This window comes from Chitinophaga skermanii, from assembly GCF_003259335.1.
Classification (GTDB): domain Bacteria; phylum Bacteroidota; class Bacteroidia; order Chitinophagales; family Chitinophagaceae; genus Chitinophaga; species Chitinophaga skermanii.
In genome coordinates, this window is sequence record NZ_QLLL01000009.1 from 171773 (window position 1) to 192543 (window position 20771).

The window sequence follows — 20771 nt, forward strand, 5'->3', positions numbered from 1 at the left end:
GCACTAGTTCCATCCTTCATTTTGGACGATGGTGCCGTTGGATAAATTGATTTGCGATTCTGGAATGGCAAACAAGCCTTTCGTTTCTACACGGAAATTTACATTCAGCGTAGCATCACTAGAAGTATTATCAATCGCGGCTTTCGCTGTGTTCAATCCTTGACGTAACAAATCCCAATAACGCAAACCCTCCCCTACAAATTCGAAACGACGTTCATCCATAATCAACTTCACGCCTGTTGCTCCTGCTACTAATGTTTTACGGTGCGTTTGATCACCAAAGGCGCGGTCTCTTACACGATCGTAATATGTTTGGGCTGTTCCAAGATTCACATCCAAATTCAATTCAGCAGCCATTAACAACACATCCGAGAAACGAATAGCTAAGTAATTATCATAGTTATCAATTTGGAAATCGCCGCCTAAATCTTCGGGCTTTTTATCGTTTAATGGTGTGTATTTCTTTTGGAATAAACCGGTGTATTGTACCTGGTCGCCTAGTGAATAAACGTTACCAAAGCCTTCTTCGGCAATAGAAATAGCCGAGGCCAGTTTACGGGTATCACCTGCTTCAAAAGCGTTCCATGTTTTGGGGTTTATAGTGGCAGCACCCCAACCGGTGTAGTAAGGCAATAAATTTTGACTACGAATACCAATCATCACCTGTACGCGGTTACCATTTCGTTCGTTACCATCTTTCAATCCTTTATACGTGTATTGAATGTTAAAGATGCCTTCTTTGCTATTCTGGCCTGCGTATTCTGCGGTGCTTGCTGCGCTCGCGCGGAAGATGTTGCCATATTTTTCAACTAGGTCGTAACCGCTGTTATTGATAACATCTGCGAGGTTAGTAAGCATGTTGGATTTATTTACAATACCTGCAAGGTCGGGCTTATTGTAGTAGCCTGTGTAATACAAATACACGCGGGCAAGTAGGGCTTCAGCTGCCCACTTGGTAGCACGGCCGTATTCGGTGCTGGTATACTCGCTGTATTTTTTATTCAATAAATGAGGAATGCTTTCATTTAAATCTGTTGCGATTTGAGCATACACCGAATCCGGGCTTGCTTGCTTCACATAGTATTCACCGGTTTTCAATGGTTTTGTTACCAATGGTACATGACCAAACATGCGCACTACATCGAAATAATAATAGGCGCGTAAAAATTTAGCTTCAGCGATATACATGTTTTTTTGTGCATCATTGCCTTTAAAATCTACGCGTTCGATGTTCTCTAGTAATACGTTTGCACGGTAAATACCCGTGTAGTATTTCGTCCATGCAGCGGCATTATGATCGTAAATTTTCTCGCTTCTATCCCACTGGCGCAAACCATTATCAGAAGCGCCACCACCGCCGTGACTATTATCAGATGCGATCTCGGTTGTTAACAATATATTCCCATAACCATCCCAGTTTAATACGCTGTATGCCGATACTAAACCGGCAAAAGCATCGTCGGGTGTTTGATAAAAGTTTTCGATTGTTTTTTTATCTACCGGTTGTATATCGAGGAAGTTTTTTCCACAAGCGCTTAGCATACCAGCGATAATGATGAATAAGGATATTTTTTTCATAACCGTGGACTTTAGAATTTAACATTTAAACCAACCATAATCGTGCGGGGCATTGGGTAATAACCTAAGTCGGTACCCGACGACCATGCATCTACACCAAACCCTGCTTCTGGGTCCATACCTTTGTAATGTGTGAAAGTGTAAAGGTTCAGGCCAGAAACATATAGGCGTAGTTGTTCTACCGGCAATCGTTTAGCGATTGTTTTCTTAAAATCGTACCCAATGTTCAAAGATTTCAAACGCATGAAAGCGCCGTTGCTTACGTACAAGTCGGAGAACTTCGTGTAGTTACCATTCGCTTCATCGCCCATAGTTACGCGAGGAATACGGTTAGAAGTACCTTCGCCCGTCCAGCGTTCGAATATTTGCGTTGTGTAGTTGTTATAGAAGCGATCATAAGCGCGGCTACCATTTACAACTTGGTTACCACCTACACCGCTCAATAGCAAGGAGAAATCGAAGCCTTTGTAGTGAGCGCTAAGATTGATACCGTATGTGTGTGAAGGGTTAGGATCGCCGAGGAATGTTTTATCATCGCCGTTGATGACGCCATCACCATTGAGATCTTGGAAGCGTACATCACCGGGCTTTGCACCTGGTTGGATCACGGTACCTTTATCGTTTTTGTAGTTATCGATTTCAGCTTGGTTTTGGAAAATGCCATTGGTTTTTAAACCGTAGAAATAGCCAATGGGGAAACCGTTTTGAGCGCGGTAATATTCATCCATATTAGAAGATAGGATGTTGCCATATGCTGGGTGAATAACGCCTTCTTGGTTTGGTATAGCATTTACTTTGTTTTTATTGAAAGCAATATTACCACCGATGTTAATTGATAATTCTCCGAAATTGTGGTGATAGTTAGCGGTAATTTCTACCCCTTTATTCACAATGTTACCACCGTTAATATAAGGAGCACCGGTACCTACAATAGCAGGAATAGGCGCTTGTACTAGCCAATCGCGGGTGGTTTTATTGTACCAATCAAATCCTAATTCGACATCCTTAAAAAGAATCAAATCGAAACCGATATTGGTTTGTTCTGAAGCTTCCCATTTTACATTCGGGTTAGGAATATAATCGGGCGAAATTCCCACGGCGCGTGTATCGCCACCGAAATAATAACCACGATATTGCGAGCTTACAGTTGCTAAGTAAGCATCAGACACGATACGGTCGTTACCATTCTGGCCCCAACCACCGCGTATTTTCAAGAAATTTAGCCAGCTTGGTTTGTCGAACGATTCGTTGGTTACAATCCAACCGGCAGATAATGCAGGGAATGTGCCGTAACGGTTGTTAGCGCCGAACTTCACAGAGCCATCTCTACGCAAGGTGGCGTTCAACAAGTATTTTTCTTTGTAGCTGTATGTAAGCCTGCCGAAGTAAGAGCTAAGGGCATACTCGCTACGGGTGCCATAGGTTTTTTGCGTGTTGTTGTTCTGCCCATTATTGATGACGCCATGATAAAAATCTTTCACCAATAAATCTTCTTTTGTACCACTCACGTTAAAGCCTTGCGTATTGCGGGCCGTCATACCTACCATTACGCTTAAGTCGTGGTGACCAAAATTCTTTTGATAGGTAAAGTAATTATCCCAATTCCAGGTAGTATTTCTATATAAACCCTGTGAAGCGTAATCAACAGCATTCTTGTTATTGGTAGTGAGTTGATATTTTGGAACGAAATTATTGGTTGAATTCATGCCCACATCCAGCCCAAAATCTGTACGAAAACGTAACCCTTTTACGACCTGGGCATCTAAGTAGAGATTACCTACAATTCTATCGGAGATATTCTTACTCATATTTGTGTAGTACATGATACCGATTGGGTTCAATTCTTCCGCGCTTAAAGCAGAAGTGCCCCAAGTTCCGTCTTCATTTTTTACAGGAAAAGTAGGACTGGCATTGAGTAACCCACGGATCGAGTTATTATAGATATTACCGGTGCCGATACCATTACTTTGCGCATGCGTGTAGGTTAAATTCTGCCCGAAACGTACACGATCTTTATACAATTTATGTTCAGAATTGAAGCGGAAACTGGTACGGTTAAAATACGATTGATCCTCTAAACCGATCACCCCCTCTTGACCTTGGTAAGAAATAGCGGAAGAATAGGTTGATACATCATTTCCCCCCATTACTCCAAGCGTATATGCTTGAATAGGTGCGTTTTTGCGAGTAGCAGCCTCTTGCCAATCGGTGCCTTTGCCCATTTGTTGAATTTGTTCATAGCTATAGAATGGCGCCTTACCGGAATTGATGGCCGCTTCATTCATAATGATCGCATATTCTTTAGCGTTGAGCACATCGAGTTTTTTGTAAGGATTTGCCCAACCATAATAAGCATCGAGTGATACTTGCATTTTGCCAGATTTGCCTTTATGCGTGGTAATCATTACTAGGCCATTTGCAGCACGGGCGCCGTAAATAGCTGTTGATGCCGCATCTTTTAATACGTCGATAGAGGCAATGTCATTGGGGTTTAGGTAAGAAATATCATCTACCGCGATACCGTCGACAATAAACAAGGGATTAGAATTACCATTTGTGCCTACACCGCGGATACTGAACTTTAAGGCATCGCCGGGTTGACCAGAGTTGGAAGTAATTTGCACACCTGCAGCCTGGCCTTGCAGGGCTTGCTCCATACTAAGGGCGTGGTTCTTTTGCAGATCGCCGGCATTTACTTTAACGGTAGCGCCGGTAACAACCTTCTTTTTTTGTACACCGAAAGCAACCACTACGAGTTCTTCGAGGTTGGCATTTGCTTCTACAAGTTTGATATCTATCGTATTAGAATTTGCTACTAATACTTCTTGCGAGGCGTAGCCGATAAAGGAAACTACAAGAACATTACCTTTTTTAGCTTGGATAGTGTAGCGGCCGTCGGCTGTAGTTGCAGTACCAACATTGGTCCCTTTTACGCGGATCGTGACGCCCATAACGGGTTCATTTTTATCAGTGGTTACTACACCCGTAACCTGGTTAGATTGTGCGTAACCCGGCGCTTGGTGCAGTAGAAAGATAGCCAATAGCATGGCCCAAAGCTTCCATGTGCAGCATTGTTTGTACATGTTTCGCATAACTGGAATTTTTAGAAATTGGATTGTACGGTGGAATAAATAATTGGTTATGTGTTGAATGTGTATTTACAAAGCATTAAAACCCGGCAGGCAATGGTTTATCCATGTAGCCATGAATTTGGGTGACCTGGTGTATAATTTTCATTTTTAGACTATGCTAACGTGGAACTCAATCGTGCTTTTCAAACTACCTACATCGATTTTTCAAATTTAAGCGAAGGGTTGTTCGGCGAGGTGCTGGGAATGTTTACAATTGGGGGTTCATATGTTAACAAAACAAGCCCATAAGTGGGTGTATAATATGATAACTATAAGCCACTATAGCTACTTTAAGAGAAATGAACGGCAGCAGTTGTAGGTATCGAAAGCGCGCAGTAAATTAGTAGTAGCGGCTTCAAAAACCACCGTTTTGTTACTATGCACCCCGTTAAAAAATCAATCTTCTCTCATATCATGACCGCCGGCTTAATAGTGGGTACGCTAGATGGATTAGCAGCCTGTATACAATTTATTATCCGTAGCGGTGGCTTTGCTGTAGAAAAGATTTTCTTGTTTATAGCAGGTGGTGTATTGGGAAAGACGGCCTTCCAGGGAGGTATGGGCGTTGTGTTGCTGGGTATAGTATTACATTATTGCATAGCCATGGGCTTCACCGCGATGTATTTCTTGTTATACCCTAGGGTGCTACGCGTGGTAAAGAACCGATTTTGGGCGGCTGTGCTTTTTGGGGTGAGTACTTGGTTGGTGATGAACTTAATTGTGTTACCCCTTTCGCTGCTCCCGCGGATTGTACCGAGCGTAGAACAGGTTTTAATAGGCATGGGGATATTGATCGTGGCGGTTGGCTGGCCTATTGTGGTGTTAGCAGAACGGTATTATAAAAGATAAGCGATTAAGCATGAAGCACTTTCCCTCGATAAATATGTTTTAAGCAAAAATTAATTTATAAATGAACGTTCATTCACTTATCTTTGTGACTGAATGAGGGCAAGAGACGAAAACAAAATTTTAGCGATCCGGGAAAAGACGATGGCCTTGATCGTCAGCGAAGGATTGGATGGATTCAGTATGAATAAACTGGCCAAAGCGGCGGGTATTTCACCGGCCACACTTTATATCTACTATAAAGACAAGGAGGATCTTATCGTTCAGACCTGTATCCAGGCGTCGTTGGAAATGATGAGTGAATCGTTGAAAGGCTTTGATCCTACAATGAGTTTTGCGGAAGGATTAGCATTACAATGGTTTAACCGGGCCAAGTATTTCACCCAGCATCAAAACGAGGTGGAATTCGTTGAAAAAATCCGTTATTCCAACTTGTACGAAAAACCGCGGCAAATTATTACGCAACACTTCCGGGAAACACTGGGTCCATTCGTTCAAAACGCTATCGCTCGCAAAGAATTAATGCCTCTCCCATTCGAAGTTTATTGGTCGATTGCCTTTGCACCGTTGTATCAACTCATCAAGTTCCATACACAAACGAGAAGTTACCACAACGAAAAGTTCGAACTATCCGACGACATTATGAAACAAACACTAGCACTCGTATTGAAGGCCTTAAAACCTTCTTAACGTTAACACTTTTTCTATGTCGAACTCAAACCACGACCAGCCCGCCATGCAAGCGGTCGGCGTGTTTAAAACAAGTTTACAAAACACGGGGGATGTGCTCAAAGTAAAGCCGGCACTCGACAAACACCCGCAAATACAGCGTTGGAATGTTGCGCTGGATGATGAAGATAAAATATTAAGGGTTGTTACTTCGTCATCACACTACTTACCAGGTATTGCCACCCTACTCCATGCCGCCGGGTATGCGTGCGAGGAGCTAGTGGATTAAGTACCCGCATACTTAACACTTATAATTTTTTATGGAAGCCAAGAAAAATCGTCTGTTTTCGCGGTACCAGGTATACGTGATCGTATTACTAGCGGTATTGCAATTTACTATTGTGCTCGATTTCATGGTATTATCTCCGCTAGGTGCGATTTTAATGCCTACGATGCACATCACTCCTTCTCAATTCGGCCTAGTTGTATCTGCTTATGCCATTAGTGCCGGTATTACGGGATTTTTAGCCGCAGGTTATGCCGACAAATTCGATCGTAAGAAGATGTTATTATTCTTTTACGTAGGATTCGTAGTGGGTACCATGCTTTGTGCCCTTGCTACTTCGTATCATTTCTTATTAATTGCCCGTATTGTAACGGGCATGTTCGGAGGTGTAACGGGCGCTATCGGGTTTGCCATCATCACGGATTTATTCGCGTTGGAAATACGTGGACGCGTGATGGGACTAATTCAAATGGCATTTGGTGCCAGCCAAGTATTGGGTATGCCCATAGGGCTGAAATTAGCGAACGCTTATAATTGGCATGCGCCATTTACCCTATTATCTGTATTGGGCGTATTATTGGGTATTGCACTGCTAGGTTTGAAAAACATGCCTCCACAGGCAGTAACTGAACGTAATAGCAACGCATTTGTACACTTGAAACACACCATTAGCAAACCACAATATTTACTTGGTTTTGCGGCAACTACTTTAATGGCTACAGGTGGTTTTATGTTGATGCCATTTGGCACCGCCTTCAATACCCATAACCTCGGTATTTCCATTGATGATGTGCCTATGGTATACTTTATCACAGGTTTATTTACCTTGGTTATTAGTCCACTTACAGGGCGTTTGAGTGATAAAATAGGTAAATACAAAATGTTCGTGGCAGGATCAGTTTTGTCTATGATTTTGGTATTTATTTATTGCAACATGACGCATAGTACATTACCTGTAGTAATTGCCATTAGCGTGGTTATGTTTGCCGGTGTAAGTTCTAGGATGATTGCTGCATCAACATTATTATCAGCTGTTCCAACGCCGCAAGATCGTGGTGCCTTTATGAGTATCAACTCATCTGTACAGCAAATTTCTGGTGGTATTGCTGCCGCCTTAGCGGGATTGATTGTATCGGAAAGGCCAGATCACTCGCTTGTTAATTTTGATAAATTGGGGTACGTGATTTGTGGCACTATGATCTTCACCATCTTTATGATGTATAAAGTGAATAAAATGGTACAATCCAAAACCCAGGCAGCTCCAGTCCAGGTGCCAAATCCTGAACCGGTTAGTGTTCCAGCAGAATAGTAAAACATACATATTTAAGAAATAGGTTGCTCGCAAAGCAGCCTATTTTTTTGCCTTTACATTGGTTATCTTGTTGACAATAAAATCACGTAAATGAAACTTTACATAGCGGCGATATTGGGGTGTTTCCTTTGGATGAAAGGAAATGCACAATACACCTTGCAAGCATGCAAACAATGTTTAGTAATAGCAGAACAAGCATCACAAAGCATACAGGTTGTAGATGTGCCCACCAAAAACATCATTTGGCAATGGAAAGCCGATGCTAACAATATGCAAAATGGCGATGAGAAACTATTCTCTAATCCAAGCGAAGCGAAGATTGTATACAATGGTGAATATTTATTAACCGTTGCTTCTGGCGGCGGCGCAGCGCTTATACGAATTGCCGATAAGAAAGTTATGTTTTATGCCCAACCAGTCGGCAATACGCATTCCGCGGAAGTATTACCGGGCGGGTATATTGTAACAGCTTCCAGTACGGGGAATTATTTGATGTTGTACAAAATAGATACAACAAACGTGAAGGCTGAAAAGGAAATACAAAAAATTGAATTGCCGTTTGCGCATAACGTGGTATGGGACCGCAAGCAGCAAGTGTTATGGTCGGCAGGTATGCATGATATGTATGTATATCGTTTCGAAACGAAGGATAGTGCGCATTTGGTTTTGCAAGAAAAAATATCACTGCCAGGTAAGGAAGGGCATGATTTATTCCCTGTATGGGGTGAACGTGATTTGTGGTTTACTAACCACGACAACATCTACCGTTTCTCTACAAAAACAAAAACATTATCCCCCGTCAAAACACCACGTAGCAAAGGTATCAAAAGTGTATCGAACGGGCCGAAAGGTTGGCCAACAGCCATCATTATCCCAAAAGAAAAATGGTGGACAGATGAAGTACTCGGTATCGATGGTCATTCAATTATCCTGCTTCCTAGTACAAAAATTTATAAAGCACGGTGGGTATTACCAAACGAATTCAGTTACAAAAAGAACGATCTATTCAAATTATAAATAAACGGCCGAGGTGTATACCCCGGCCGTGTTTCATCCTGTAAACTGAGACTATTTATTTTGCCAAAACTGGACTATTATATTAAGCTTTTGAGAACTGTATCGTGATTTCATAATTACCATCGGTATTACATTTTAATACTTTGAAACCTGTGGCAGATTCTAAAGTGATCACGAATGTTTTTTCACCTTGTGCAGTTACTTCTAAAATAGATGTAAACACTTCGTTGGGTAATTTCTTCATCAAGTTATTAACCAGTGCAACAGGCAAATCAGTGTCGTTGATATAACGTGACATCATGATAATTTCGCCCGCTGCATTCTTCACCGTCATTACTTTCTTCGGACCAACAGCAGCAACATTTGTTACATTTTCAACGGCGATTTTCGCAAGGTTTGCTTTATCGTTATGTGCCATAGCTTGGAAGCCTATACCTAAAAGTGCGATGAGAGTGATGATAGTTTTCATGATAGTAATTTTATAAATGAGTTGTAAAATTTGTGTTTGTTTCGTTTGATGAATCAAAGGTAGAACGCAATTCGAGGTGTGAGAAATGAATAGTTATTAGTGGATGAAAGGAAGCCCCGTTCCACCGAAACGTTCATTTTTGTACGAAGCGAACAGGGCACCAAGCATACTTCAAACCCAATACAGTTAATAGTTACAGGCAGTTATCGATTACTTCCTATTGCTATAAAAGACGATTCGCACCAGGTGATTGGCGGTATTGAAAAAATCCCGTTTTGCGAAATCGGACAGTTTATCCCAAAACCGGACAATCTTGCCCCGGTTTCAACATAAAAAAAACGCCACCGGAACTACCGGCGGCGCTTTGAATAAATCAATCAATAATTAGATTATTCTGTTTTAGATGCGTTCAAATTATCGCGTGTATTCTTTTGTACTGCAATGGCGCCAAACAAAGCCAAGATAAACGCAAATGCGTAGAATCCTTTTTCGCTCAGTAATAAGGTCGCATTCCATAATCCCACTATCAATAATACAATTGATAATAAAGTAGCGAACCAGCTTAAGCCAAAGTACAAATCTGTTACGGGAATACCTTCTGCCTTATCGCGTACAGATTTTTGCACAGATACAGCGGCGAATAAACCGAACATTAATACAGTGAAATAATAACCCTTCTCATTCAATTGCATGGTTGCATTTACAAGCCCGATGATATAGCCAGCGAGACCAATAACTAATGCTAACCAAGATAGAGCAACGAATGCGATAGATGTTTTTTGTTTCATGCGTATAGGTATTGTTACAGTACAATATAACGGCGAAGATTTGGGATTTACTATACTTGCTTCGTATTTTAACAAATTGTAAAGTATTTCTAGTTTCCCCGGTTCCCTTTGTTAAGCAACATAAAATGAATGTAGAGAAACGCAATTGCCTTACATTTGAAGCTGTTTTTAGATGAACGAAAAAACTCTCCTATATGTACCAAGCACCAGAAGTGTTATTAGAACAATCGAATAATAGGGGCACCATGCATGCCGTGGTTGAGCAAGATAACCGCGTAGCATACTGCTATGTTTTCCCTGCAGAGAAGTTACCACATGAATTTAAGCCACGCCCATGTTGGCTACGAAATATACAAGCTGCACCAACCGGTAAGGATTTAAATGCCATGAACTTGGGCATGGCTCCTATGTTGGAAGCTAAATTTGTAAACCATCCCGACGGGCAAGCACCTTTAGAAGCTGCAAGAGTAAGCATTTTGTGGTCGGAAGCGGGTGATGGTGTGACCGTTTTTTATGATGATGAAATAATCGGGATCATTCCTGGTTGGAGTTTATATACCGATCAACCCGTTGCTTACGCGAAAGACTGTATAGATGCTGACGACGATAGCATGGTATTCCCTTACAACCCAGCGAAAATGACAACGCTTAACGAACAAGTTGATAAAGCGAAAGCGTTTTGGGCAGCATGGGAAGATGAATCGGGAGAAGAATGGGCTACCTTACAAGGTCAATATATTGCTGCATACGAAACAGTTTTTGGCACTTTAGAGAAGTATTATTCTATTGATGGTGATACTTGGCCGCCAATGGCTTTGGGTCAATTCGAGAAAGATGGCATTGTATATTTTGCCAGTTTGGGCATGAGTATTCGCCCAATGCCATGGGTCGATTTCTTGTATAATGATAATGCAGCTGGATTCCGTAGAATGGAGTTAGCTGTAGCAATAAAGAAATCGGATTTCACAGAGCAACAAATCATGCAATTCGCTGAAATTCTAAGCGGTATAGCCGATTCTCCATGGCGCAATGTAACTTGGTTTGGAGAAGGTCATACCGTGGGTTCTCAAAGCCTTGAGGCTCCTTACGAAAGCTTGATTTTATCTTCAGCATTGTACAATGGGGAAGCGATTAATATGCCTATGATTTATGGTGAGCCGGTGAATTTATTCTGGGCGATGCCGATTTCGGAAGGTGAACGTAAATATGCACACGAGGTATTGAATGGTGGGTTTACTTTGCTGGAAGAATTGATTAACGCGGGGAATAACCATGTGGTGAAGCAGCGCGAGTTTTTGTATTGATAGTTTTGCTTAAAAAAGCAAACACCTCCTTATGCAGCTAGAGAAACACATTACAATATTAAATTTTATTGAAACATTGAAATTGAGCGTCAATTTCGATCAAGTTCAAATCGTCGACTATTGGGACGCTGATCTTTGTGCAATTGGCTTCGTAAGGGAGAACAGAATGGTGTATATAACAAATTATCTCTATTTGGATAATATTATCCTGCACTATGATTATGATTTAGAAATCCTTGACCCCATTCAAATAGATAAACTACATGTGATAAAGGAAGGTAGGAAAGTAACAGAAGAAGAGCTCATAAATGTAATCAAGCTATTCCTAAATGTAGGAAAGTAATTTCTAGCCACTAGATAACGCACTATACAGGGAATTAGTAACAATAATTCTCACATATCTTTCAACACTCCCACTATGCTTATAATCATAGTGGGAGTGTTGCTTTTAATGTATTTACCGAATAATACATCAAACAGGATAAGAGGTTGCTGTTCAACAACTCAATTTTTCTTCAACTTCTATTAAAATACTAGATCGAATGGAAGCACAACTTTATTATGTTTATATGACGACGTAGAAAACATGTTGAAAGCAAGCGAAAGAATTCATTTTATTTAGTTGTTGGAGTGGCTGTTTTAATATACAAAATTGCATCATACACCTTCGACCAATCCGCTTTTACAGGTACAAAATCGAATAAAGTACTTAACTGTGGTGTGTGCCACCATTTACCCAAGCCATGGAAATTACATAGCTGAATAGGAAGCTTTTCTTGAGCAAACTTAGCCTCTAAGCTGGTAGGATCGACTGCGGGAACAGGGAGGACTTTAAAATCTGTATAATTGACAAATGTACCTTCGCTGCTGTTGAAGCCAATTGTAAATGCTTTTTTTCCAAAATACCTATTAATTGTTTCACCCATTGGCTTGTACGACGATAGGTACGCTTGTAAATCTGGCGAATTGGGTACGATCATTTGATCTGTATTTTTCGCGATGTGGATATTATGCGCCCATACGATAATTTTCTTCCCGGGGTATGCTTGTTCAGCCAACCAAATAAGGTTATTAGCCATTTGGAGATCGCGAACACTTACTTCATTTCCTTCTACCATTTGCCAATAACGGAGTGCTTGGGATTCAATACTGGCCACTACTTGGTTCCAAAAACCTAGCATTGAAAATATATTTTCACCTTCCATCCTATCCGTTATCAAATTGCCATTCAAGGAAATTTTAAGTCTTTGTACGGTTGATAAGAACGCTTTTTTCTCTTCTTCGCTTGGTCGGTAAGTGTTACTATTTATAGTTGCAATAGTCACTTTTTTGAACGTATTAAAATTGCTATCCAATAAATTTGCAGCTCGCTTTTGGAGGAACGCTTCGAAAGCAGGAAACAATTCCTTTTTCGCAAAACCGCCCGAGTGTTGACTATCGAAACCAGTAATTGAAAGCTGCTGTGGAGTGCCTACTAAAGATTGTACATAATTGAAAAGCGGTTTCATTTCTTGTGAACCGGCGTACATATAAAAAAGGTTACCTGGTAACTGTGCAGCAAAATCGGCGCCTTTTAGGGTACGTTGCCAAATTTCTGCGCAATCAAACAGGCCACTTTCGAATGCCAGCACGTCGAAGTTCATTTCTTCATGTAAATACTTGATTAACTGGGTTTTCATTTCAAAAGTCGACGCTTCCCCATGGGTTTGTTCGCCTAAGAGAACAATTCTAGCGTTGCCAATAGCCGATTTTAAGGCAGAAAAGTCGTTTGTAGCAGGGTTGAGCGGTTTTACCTGGGCAATTACGGGTAATTGCAAAAAGAGGGAAATAATGGCTGTAAAAGCCAAAGTAAAGCATAGTTTCTTCATACGTGTATCATAAAGGGTGATATAAACTTACAAATCTGTGTGTAGAAATTATAGTTGGTAGTCGGCTTTTGTGGTGAATGGTACTATTGTGCGAAATGAAAGAGATGTAGCGAAGGATCAATTAGCAGCCATTATGAAGTGAATTCTTTACATTTATATTATAAAATCCCGCCACATGCCCATTAAAAGAATTCAGCCGAAAGAAACGACCTTCATATACGAACCCCAAACCGCGTACTTGTGCATTGTAGCCGGTGAGAAGTTTCTTTTCGATCCATATACAAATGCGTTCGCCATTGATCAAAACCCTTTCGGCGAGCCTGTTTTATCCATTTTAACCGATGTATTTGCAGCATTAGATTACAAGCAGATCAGCTTCGATGCCAATTACCGTTATCAACCCACTACATTCCATATTAGCAGCGAGTTTCATTACGACTATATGCTATTTGAACTGTTTGCAACCATTGCGCAAACCGGCTTCAACTTCAATGAAACTGATACAGATGCCATTCATCTACATTATGAGGATGGAAAGCTTGTTACACTCGACCTTCACAAAACCACGCAGCAGCAAAAATTCCTGCTTACCCGTGATGAAAACGGGTTGTATTATATCCAAGAGCATCCTTGGATCAAAGAACGCGTACAAACCATTCATTGGTTGGATGATACGCTGGTTTGTAATACGGGGCACGCCGAACATCACTATAATTTCGAAACCCAAGATTTCTTACTACAATTCTTAAAAAGAATTATTGGTTAATTGTATTGTTTACGAAATATTCGTAATATTACGAAACATTCGTAATCTAAATTAACTTTCATATGAACAAGATGCTAACGGTCGTTCTATTGCTGTTGACCATTCAAACTTTTGCACAAGATCAACCCATAAAAAAGCCCAAAACTATTTATATCGTTGGAGACTCTGTTGTGTCCAAAGAACATTTGAATTTGATTCCAATGGGTAGTATTAAAGGTATGTCGAACGGTGTTACCGAGGAGAAATATGCTATGTTAAAAGAGAAATTGGGTGATGCCGTGGGTATTGATCGTCGTTTTATTGTGTATATCGAACAATACTCACCGGGAGAACAAAAAGTGGCTACTGCACAACCTACCTCCGCACCTACTGGCAACAAACCCAGCATTACTTTACCATCTCGTAAAATTGAATACGTGTTGAAGGAGAATGATGCAGCAGCAGATTTCACCGTAGAGATGCTTACCGGCGAAAAAGTGAAAATGTCGGACTTAAAGGGCAAAGTAGTATTGGTTAACTTCTGGGCTACCTGGTGCGCACCTTGTATTAAAGAATTTTACGAGATACCGGAAATGATTCTCCAACCATTCAAAAAAGAGATTGAAAAAGGAGAACTTGTTTTCCTTCCAATTTCAGAAGGTGAAAAAAGGGAACTAGTAGAAAAAACAATGGACGGTTTAAAAAAGAACGGTGTTATTTTTAATGTAGCATTAGACCCTACAAAAGAAGTAGGTAAAGCATATGGAACATCCAGTATTCCACGTAACTTCTTAGTGGATAAAAATGGGGTGATCAGGTTTCTTTCGGTAGGTTTTACGGAAAAAAATATGACCGATTTAAATGCCGCTATCAAAAAATTATTAGCACAATAAATAGCTAAAAGGCTTCACAAAAAGGTGGAGCCTTTTTTATAACATCTTCGAAAACATAAAAACCGTAAATAAAAATGTAAGCGCTCCAACCAGTAACAATAACCTATTTGTACTTGCATCTTGTATCAAGAAAAAAATATTCAATACGAATAAATAAATCCCCGCAAAGCATACCGTATATAATTTAGTAAGGTCATACGACCCGCCTCCAATACTATCCCCTCTTTCCAACCTATCTCGCAACAGGAAAACGTACAACAAAACAATAACCGGTATGGCCAACAAGAAAATTTTCCATTTCATACAAAGGAAGTTAGTAAAAAATTTTGTTGGCAAGGAATGCTTACTTTCGAGTTACGAAATTTTCATACTATGAAACAACTATTCATCCTAGCATGTAGCGTATTATTCTCATACAACGTTATGGCGCAGGAACAAGAACAATTGAAAGGCTATTTACTAACGGGTAGTGTTGATGGTAAAATAGAAATTACGATGTTCCTAACTACTGAACCACACCCTTGCGAGCCCAAGTTAGTATACCAAGGCATTTACAAGTACAATAAAATGCAGGCGAAAGGAGATAATTGGCTGTTATTAAACATTGATTATAATGATAATGAACAATTTATTATGGCAGAAGAAAGGTTCACAGGCGTGCTAATATTAAAAAAGGAAAATGGAGGATTTAGCGGTATTTGGATGCACCCGAATGGTACTACCCAAAAGAAAGTAGAATTAAAAGAAAAGAAGCTGACCGAAAACGACAAGAAAAAATACATTGACGTACTGGATAAAGTCAACTACAATTTTCGAGATTGCTAAGCGGTTGGCGTCCGCCCCGCTTTCTATTACCCTATCAGCATAAGAAATAAAAACCATGGAAGAAAGTTGGTATCAAACCCTTGCAGTTATTCAATCCCATATACAAGCGAACATTCGTACCCAACAATCTCAAGCAGCCTTGGCATTCCTCCAAAATCTTATGGAGAAAGGTTACCAACATAAGCTATATAGTGGCACCTCGCTATGGAATATTTTTTTTACACGTAACAGCCATACTCGTCTTGCGATGAAAGAAGAATATATCAAAATTGAATTCCTCGATGACGGTGCATATAAAGTGAACTACTACTGGCAATATGCTGTAAATGTAAAGAGCTTAGAAGATCCAATTGTGCTATTATTCTTAGATAAATTATACCTCTCACCCACCCAATAAACTTCCATTGAAGATGATTTGGTAGAATGAATTTTTCATTTAACTTTGCAACACAAAGTACTTTCAAATAAGTATTCACTGTTATGAAAATCGTCTACACGCTTGATCAACTTCATTTACGAGCCCGGGAAAATAAGTGGCTAGGGTACTTTACTGTTTTTTGTAGAGTGGCACTAGCGGCCGGGTTTATTCCTTCTGGGATGGTAAAAATTCTAGGCGAACGCTTCACCGCTTTACCCAATATTCACCCAATGGGCAGCTACCTTGAAGCATTGCACCATACCGGTTATTATTATACGTTTATTGGTGTAGTACAAGTATTAGCCGCTATCTTTTTGCTGATTCCGCGTACAGCTACATTGGGTGCCGTGTTATATTTCCCGGTGATCTTGAATATTTGTATTCTTTCGCTTGCCGTTCGATTCGATGGTTCACTTATTAGCTCACCATTAATGGTATTGGCTTGTACTTATTTACTTTGTTGGGATTACCATAAGTTTAAGTACATATTTCCCTTTTACCGTAATAAAGATACCTTGCCACCCAACTTTACACGGGATAACCGCTTCCCGGGGTGGTTCTTCCTTGGTGTATTCGTAACAATCCTGGCAGTTGGTTTTACTGTTACGAACGTGTTCTCAATTATGCCGAGGAATTCTTACAACGATTGTACTAAAAACTGTCAAAATTCGGAAGATCCCCAAGCCTGCATCAATTTTTGTGATTGTGTGCACAACCAAGGAAAGCCTTTAGATTCATGCGTTGCGGCTTACAATAAAGCCATCAAAACAAAAAGAAATAAAAGATGAAAATTGCCATTTGCTTCTTATGTATATTACTCTTAGCCTGTGATCATCCAATTGATAAAAAAGTGTTTACAGAAGAAGATATTCTTCAAGAGATGGATGCTGCATTTCTTGAACAAACATCACTCCATTTGCCCAGTATATCACCTAACGATACCAAGTTTATTTTCTATCCCGATTTAGAACAGGGATACTGTGCCACTGCGAGTAGTAAGATTCATTTATATAGCGAGGGTGAAAAATGGGCAATTGTATTTGAAAAAAGCGGGTATTATAACCGCAGCACTTCAGCCGAAATAACTTTGTACTATTTTGGTAATTGTATCGATTATATCATTGATACCTTCCCTGGTAGAAAATCTATTTCTAATACCGATTACATTACATTGATTGAACCTTCCACGTTCGAGAGCATACAAAATAGTACTGGCAGCGATATGGAACAATTTGAACTTATTGACCCTACGACTACCACCATATTGTTACGTAATAAACCTATACCGTTTTCCCATCAACCTAAAAAGTTTGCAGCCTTGGGTATACAATGGCGGGATTATGAGAACCCTCGAAACCTTGCTGCTTTTGAAGATATTTTGCGTTTTTGGAATGAAACTAATCCCACACTAATTGCAGCAACTGAATATGATATCCGTAAACATATTCCACAGCATTTGAATAAGCTGATGGTGTTAAACCAATTCCATTTTACCAGCGCCTATGAACAATCCATTTTACCTAGCAAGCAGGAATTATGGCAACTCGTTGCAAAAGTATTGGTCTCAAAGGATACTACACAATGGAAACCAACCCAAGCAGCTAATAATCATTGGCGGAATTGGGAGTCTGGGAATTTGTAATGATGCCTCCTTTCTACTGCCTAAATGTTATATTATCTATGCATCTATCTTCTTTCACGAATTATCTCTTGTACAAGGTTCATACTATTTCTCATGTATCCTATTTCTAAGCCAAACGACTTGCGCTTCTGTGTCCGGCACACTTAATCCACGCACCTTTCCGATACGCTCTAAAATTTCATCTGCATTATATCCTTCTATTGTTAACACAGCACCAGCAATAATAGATGATCGTCCAATTCCCATTCGACAATGAATAACAATATTTGCTCCATCATTAATACTATCAAATAGTTTTTGAATAAATCCATTGGCATTAACAGGAGTACTTCTATCGACAATCGGAAAGTGAATGAACTTAATTCCATATTTAATACAAAGTGCTTCTTCATCCTTCAATCCCAATTCCATGATCTCGTTAACTTCAAGAAGGGAAACGAGTAAAGTAACTTTCTGTCGCTTAAGAAAAACTATCTCGTCCTCTAACCAATCGCCACCACGTGGGCGAGGCATAATGCCAATCTTGGCATCATTTGTAAAAGAATGAATCCAGTAAATTTTTGTAGGCATGAATTAGAGGGAATATATAAGAGGTTATCAAAAACAAAAAAGGCTTAGATGAATCATCTAAGCCTTTTTACCAGTAGCGAGATCGGGACTTGAACCCGAGACCTCAGGGTTATGAATCCTGTGCTCTAACCACCTGAGCTACCTCGCCATATGCACTCCACGTTGTCGTTCTCTCAAAATCGGAGTGCAAAGATAAGTGCAAAAAAATTGAATTTCAAAGTAAAGTGTAAAAAAGTTTGAAAAAAATTTTAGTACCCTAATATTTCAGCAATTTTCGCCGCTACTTTTTCTGCATTTGGTAACATCACTTTCTCTAATTCCATATTCAATGGAACAGCCGGTAAATCAAGTGCACCCATCGTAAATACAGGTGCATCCAAATACTTAAAGCATGTTTGTTGTACGCGTGCAGCTAATGCTTGTGAAAACGAATTGTTCATTTGCTCTTCTGTTAAGATCAAACATTTACCATGCTGTCGAACCGTTTCAAAAATCAATTCTTCATCCAAAGGAAACAGTGTTCTTAAATCAATCACCGTTACACTTCCTTCAAATTTAGCGGCTGCTGCTTTTGCCCAATACACTCCCATCCCATAGGTAATAATACACATGCTATTACCTTGCTCTACTTGTGCCGTTGCTGCTTCTAAAACAGTATTCGCTTTACCCAATGGAATCACGTAATCATCAGCAGGTTCTATCATCATAGCATCGAGTGTGCCGGGTACTTTACTCCAATACAACCCTTTGTGTTCTAACATCACAACAGGATTAGGATCTAAAAACGCCGCTTTCATCAATCCTTTCATATCCGCGGCATTTGAAGGATATACGATTTTGATGCCTTTTATGCTCAATAACGTCGTTTCTACGCTGCCGGAATGATACGGTCCACCACCACCATATGCGCCAATTGGAACGCGTATAAGCGATTGTACAGGGAACTTACCATTACTCAGGTAACACGATTTAGAAATTTCACTCACCAATTGGTTAAAACCTGGGTATATGTAATCCGCAAACTGTACTTCCACAATAGGTTTCACACCCACTGCCGATAACCCTACCGTGCTTCCTATAATGTATGCTTCTTGGATGGCCGTGTTATACACCCTACTGTCGCCAAATTTTCCGGCTAAAGTAGCTGCTTCACGGAATACACCGCCCAATCTTCCGCCCACATCTTGGCCGTAAAAAATTGCTTCTGGATAGGTACGCATGATTTCTTCAACAGCATGCAAGGCTGCATCTACCATCACCACTTTACTTCCGTTTGCAGGTGTACGGGTACCGGCTTCTTCCGTAATAGGTGTTGGAGCAAACACATGTTGCTGCACCGATTCCAAGGAAGGATCGGCTGATTGAGACGCTACAGAGAAATCTTCTTGTACTAATTGCAATGCTTGCGACTCTATCCAGCTAAGTGTTTCAGCTGTTGCTCCCATTTCAATTAAACGGGTATATAATTTCGGTAATGGATCGTTAGCACTGTGTTTCTCAAGATCTGCTGTTGTACGGTACCATTCCTTACGAACACCGGAAGTATGGTGCCCCAACAACGGTACAGTAGCATGCACGAGAATAGGTTTACGTTGTTCGCGAACATAGGCAATCGCTGAAGCCATAGCCTCATAACTCGCTTCAAAATCACTTCCATCTACCCGCATTCTTTCCAAACCTTTGAAGCCAGCCGCATACTCGTAAGCATCCATCGTACGGGCTTCATCGGCACTTACAGAAATACCCCATTCATTATCTTGTACCAAGTAAATAATCGGTAATTCGTGCAATACAGCAAACTGGAAAGCCTCGCTCACCTCACCTTCTGTAACACTACCGTCGCCTAGTGAACATACTACCACGGCATGTTTTGTATCGCGGAGACCGGCATTTTCCAAGTATTTCACCCCTTGCGCCATGCCTGTTGCAGGAATAACTTGCATACCGGTGGCACTACTTTGATGCGGAATAGTGGGTTTAAGTGGATCTTTACTACTAGGATGGCAATAATAGGATCTACCACCACTAAATGGATCTGCTGCTTTAGCCAGCAATTGTAGCATTAACTCCTTGGGTGTAAAGCCCATTGCGAGCATCATAGAATCATCGCGGTAGTACGGACTTACAAAATCATGCGATTGTAGTTGCAAGCCTGTTGCGATTTGTATAGCTTCGTGGCCGCGAGAGGTGGAGTGAACGTATTTACAAATAGGACGGTTTGCTTCATAGGTTTCCGCCATGCTTTTCGCAGTGCACATGAGTTTAAAGGCCGTAATAAGCAGGTCTTTTACGTCTTCGCTATTATCGCGGTTAAAAGGCGTTGCTTTCAAAGTTGAAAGGCTTACATTATCTTTAAACACGTAAGAAAGTTTTGGTTGTGATGGTTGGTTTTTGAAATAAATAATAGTTG

The 20771-nt window shown here is 40.5% G+C and carries 19 protein-coding genes and 1 tRNA gene; 12 read left to right on the plus strand and 8 right to left on the minus strand.

What is annotated here, in order from left to right:
• Positions 1-3: 3 nt before the first annotated feature.
• Positions 4-1578: a RagB/SusD family nutrient uptake outer membrane protein gene (locus LX64_RS21625; protein ID WP_111599785.1), complete on the minus strand. Its 1575-nt coding sequence runs from the start codon at positions 1576-1578 to the stop codon at positions 4-6.
• A gap of 11 nt (positions 1579-1589) precedes the next feature.
• Positions 1590-4670: a SusC/RagA family TonB-linked outer membrane protein gene (locus LX64_RS21630; RefSeq protein WP_111599786.1), complete on the minus strand. Its 3081-nt coding sequence runs from the start codon at positions 4668-4670 to the stop codon at positions 1590-1592.
• Between the two features lie 417 nt (positions 4671-5087).
• Here LX64_RS21630 and LX64_RS21635 point away from each other — a divergent pair, with 417 nt between their 5' ends.
• The 5 genes from LX64_RS21635 to LX64_RS21655 all read left to right on the plus strand — a co-directional run bounded on the left by LX64_RS21635 (position 5088) and on the right by LX64_RS21655 (position 8839).
• Positions 5088-5558 (plus strand): hypothetical protein, encoded by a 471-nt coding sequence (locus LX64_RS21635; RefSeq protein WP_111599787.1) that lies wholly within the window; start codon positions 5088-5090, stop codon positions 5556-5558.
• Positions 5559-5651: 93 nt separating this feature from the next.
• On the plus strand, positions 5652-6245 hold the full coding sequence (locus LX64_RS21640) for a TetR/AcrR family transcriptional regulator (protein WP_111599788.1): 594 nt from the start codon (positions 5652-5654) through the stop codon (positions 6243-6245).
• A gap of 16 nt (positions 6246-6261) precedes the next feature.
• The gene (locus tag LX64_RS21645) at positions 6262-6513 is read left to right on the plus strand and encodes a hypothetical protein (RefSeq protein ID WP_111599789.1); all 252 of its coding nucleotides are present in this window, start codon (positions 6262-6264) and stop codon (positions 6511-6513) included.
• A 31-nt stretch (positions 6514-6544) separates the two neighbouring features.
• The gene (locus LX64_RS21650) at positions 6545-7819 is read left to right on the plus strand and encodes an MFS transporter (protein ID WP_111599790.1); all 1275 of its coding nucleotides are present in this window, start codon (positions 6545-6547) and stop codon (positions 7817-7819) included.
• 93 nt (positions 7820-7912) lie between these two features.
• Entirely contained in the window at positions 7913-8839 is a 927-nt protein-coding gene (locus LX64_RS21655) for a DUF6528 family protein (protein WP_148707423.1), read from the plus strand.
• Between the two features lie 82 nt (positions 8840-8921).
• Here LX64_RS21655 and LX64_RS21660 read toward each other — a convergent pair whose 3' ends face one another.
• Positions 8922-9308 carry a hypothetical protein gene (locus LX64_RS21660; RefSeq protein ID WP_148707424.1) on the minus strand — a complete coding sequence of 129 codons (387 nt, stop codon included), beginning with the start codon at positions 9306-9308 and terminating at the stop codon, positions 8922-8924.
• Positions 9309-9697: 389 nt separating this feature from the next.
• Positions 9698-10096: an inner membrane protein YiaA gene (gene yiaA, locus LX64_RS21665; protein ID WP_111599793.1), complete on the minus strand. Its 399-nt coding sequence runs from the start codon at positions 10094-10096 to the stop codon at positions 9698-9700.
• Between the two features lie 194 nt (positions 10097-10290).
• On the opposite strand from yiaA, the gene LX64_RS21670 reads away from it, so the two are divergent.
• Entirely contained in the window at positions 10291-11400 is a 1110-nt protein-coding gene (locus LX64_RS21670) for a suppressor of fused domain protein (RefSeq protein ID WP_111599794.1), read from the plus strand.
• A gap of 614 nt (positions 11401-12014) precedes the next feature.
• Here the strand turns inward: LX64_RS21670 and LX64_RS21680 are convergent.
• Complete coding sequence (locus tag LX64_RS21680) at positions 12015-13268, minus strand: erythromycin esterase family protein (protein ID WP_111599796.1); 1254 nt, start codon at positions 13266-13268, stop codon at positions 12015-12017.
• Positions 13269-13443: 175 nt separating this feature from the next.
• Between LX64_RS21680 and LX64_RS21685 the strand changes: the two genes are divergently transcribed.
• The 6 genes from LX64_RS21685 (at position 13444) to LX64_RS26520 (ending at position 17791) form a co-directional block, all read left to right on the plus strand.
• Positions 13444-14034, plus strand: coding sequence for a hypothetical protein (locus tag LX64_RS21685; protein ID WP_111599797.1), 591 nt, complete (start codon positions 13444-13446; stop codon positions 14032-14034).
• Between the two features lie 62 nt (positions 14035-14096).
• Entirely contained in the window at positions 14097-14906 is an 810-nt protein-coding gene (locus LX64_RS21690; protein WP_111599798.1) for a TlpA family protein disulfide reductase, read from the plus strand.
• A 372-nt stretch (positions 14907-15278) separates the two neighbouring features.
• Positions 15279-15731 carry a hypothetical protein gene (locus LX64_RS21700; protein ID WP_111599800.1) on the plus strand — a complete coding sequence of 151 codons (453 nt, stop codon included), beginning with the start codon at positions 15279-15281 and terminating at the stop codon, positions 15729-15731.
• A 55-nt stretch (positions 15732-15786) separates the two neighbouring features.
• Positions 15787-16128 (plus strand): hypothetical protein, encoded by a 342-nt coding sequence (locus LX64_RS21705; RefSeq protein ID WP_111599801.1) that lies wholly within the window; start codon positions 15787-15789, stop codon positions 16126-16128.
• An 83-nt stretch (positions 16129-16211) separates the two neighbouring features.
• Positions 16212-16937: a DoxX family protein gene (locus LX64_RS21710; protein ID WP_111599802.1), complete on the plus strand. Its 726-nt coding sequence runs from the start codon at positions 16212-16214 to the stop codon at positions 16935-16937.
• On the plus strand, positions 16934-17791 hold the full coding sequence (locus tag LX64_RS26520; protein ID WP_111599803.1) for a DUF7003 family protein: 858 nt from the start codon (positions 16934-16936) through the stop codon (positions 17789-17791). The genes LX64_RS21710 and LX64_RS26520 overlap by 4 nt, the downstream gene beginning before the upstream one ends.
• A gap of 84 nt (positions 17792-17875) precedes the next feature.
• Here LX64_RS26520 and LX64_RS21720 read toward each other — a convergent pair whose 3' ends face one another.
• From LX64_RS21720 to LX64_RS21730, 3 genes are all read right to left on the minus strand, one after another.
• Positions 17876-18361: a phosphatase domain-containing putative toxin gene (locus LX64_RS21720; protein WP_111599804.1), complete on the minus strand. Its 486-nt coding sequence runs from the start codon at positions 18359-18361 to the stop codon at positions 17876-17878.
• Between the two features lie 74 nt (positions 18362-18435).
• Positions 18436-18509, minus strand: a tRNA-Met gene (locus LX64_RS21725).
• A gap of 100 nt (positions 18510-18609) precedes the next feature.
• Positions 18610-20721, minus strand: coding sequence for an alpha-ketoacid dehydrogenase subunit alpha/beta (locus tag LX64_RS21730; RefSeq protein ID WP_245952771.1), 2112 nt, complete (start codon positions 20719-20721; stop codon positions 18610-18612).
• Positions 20722-20771: the final 50 nt, after the last annotated feature.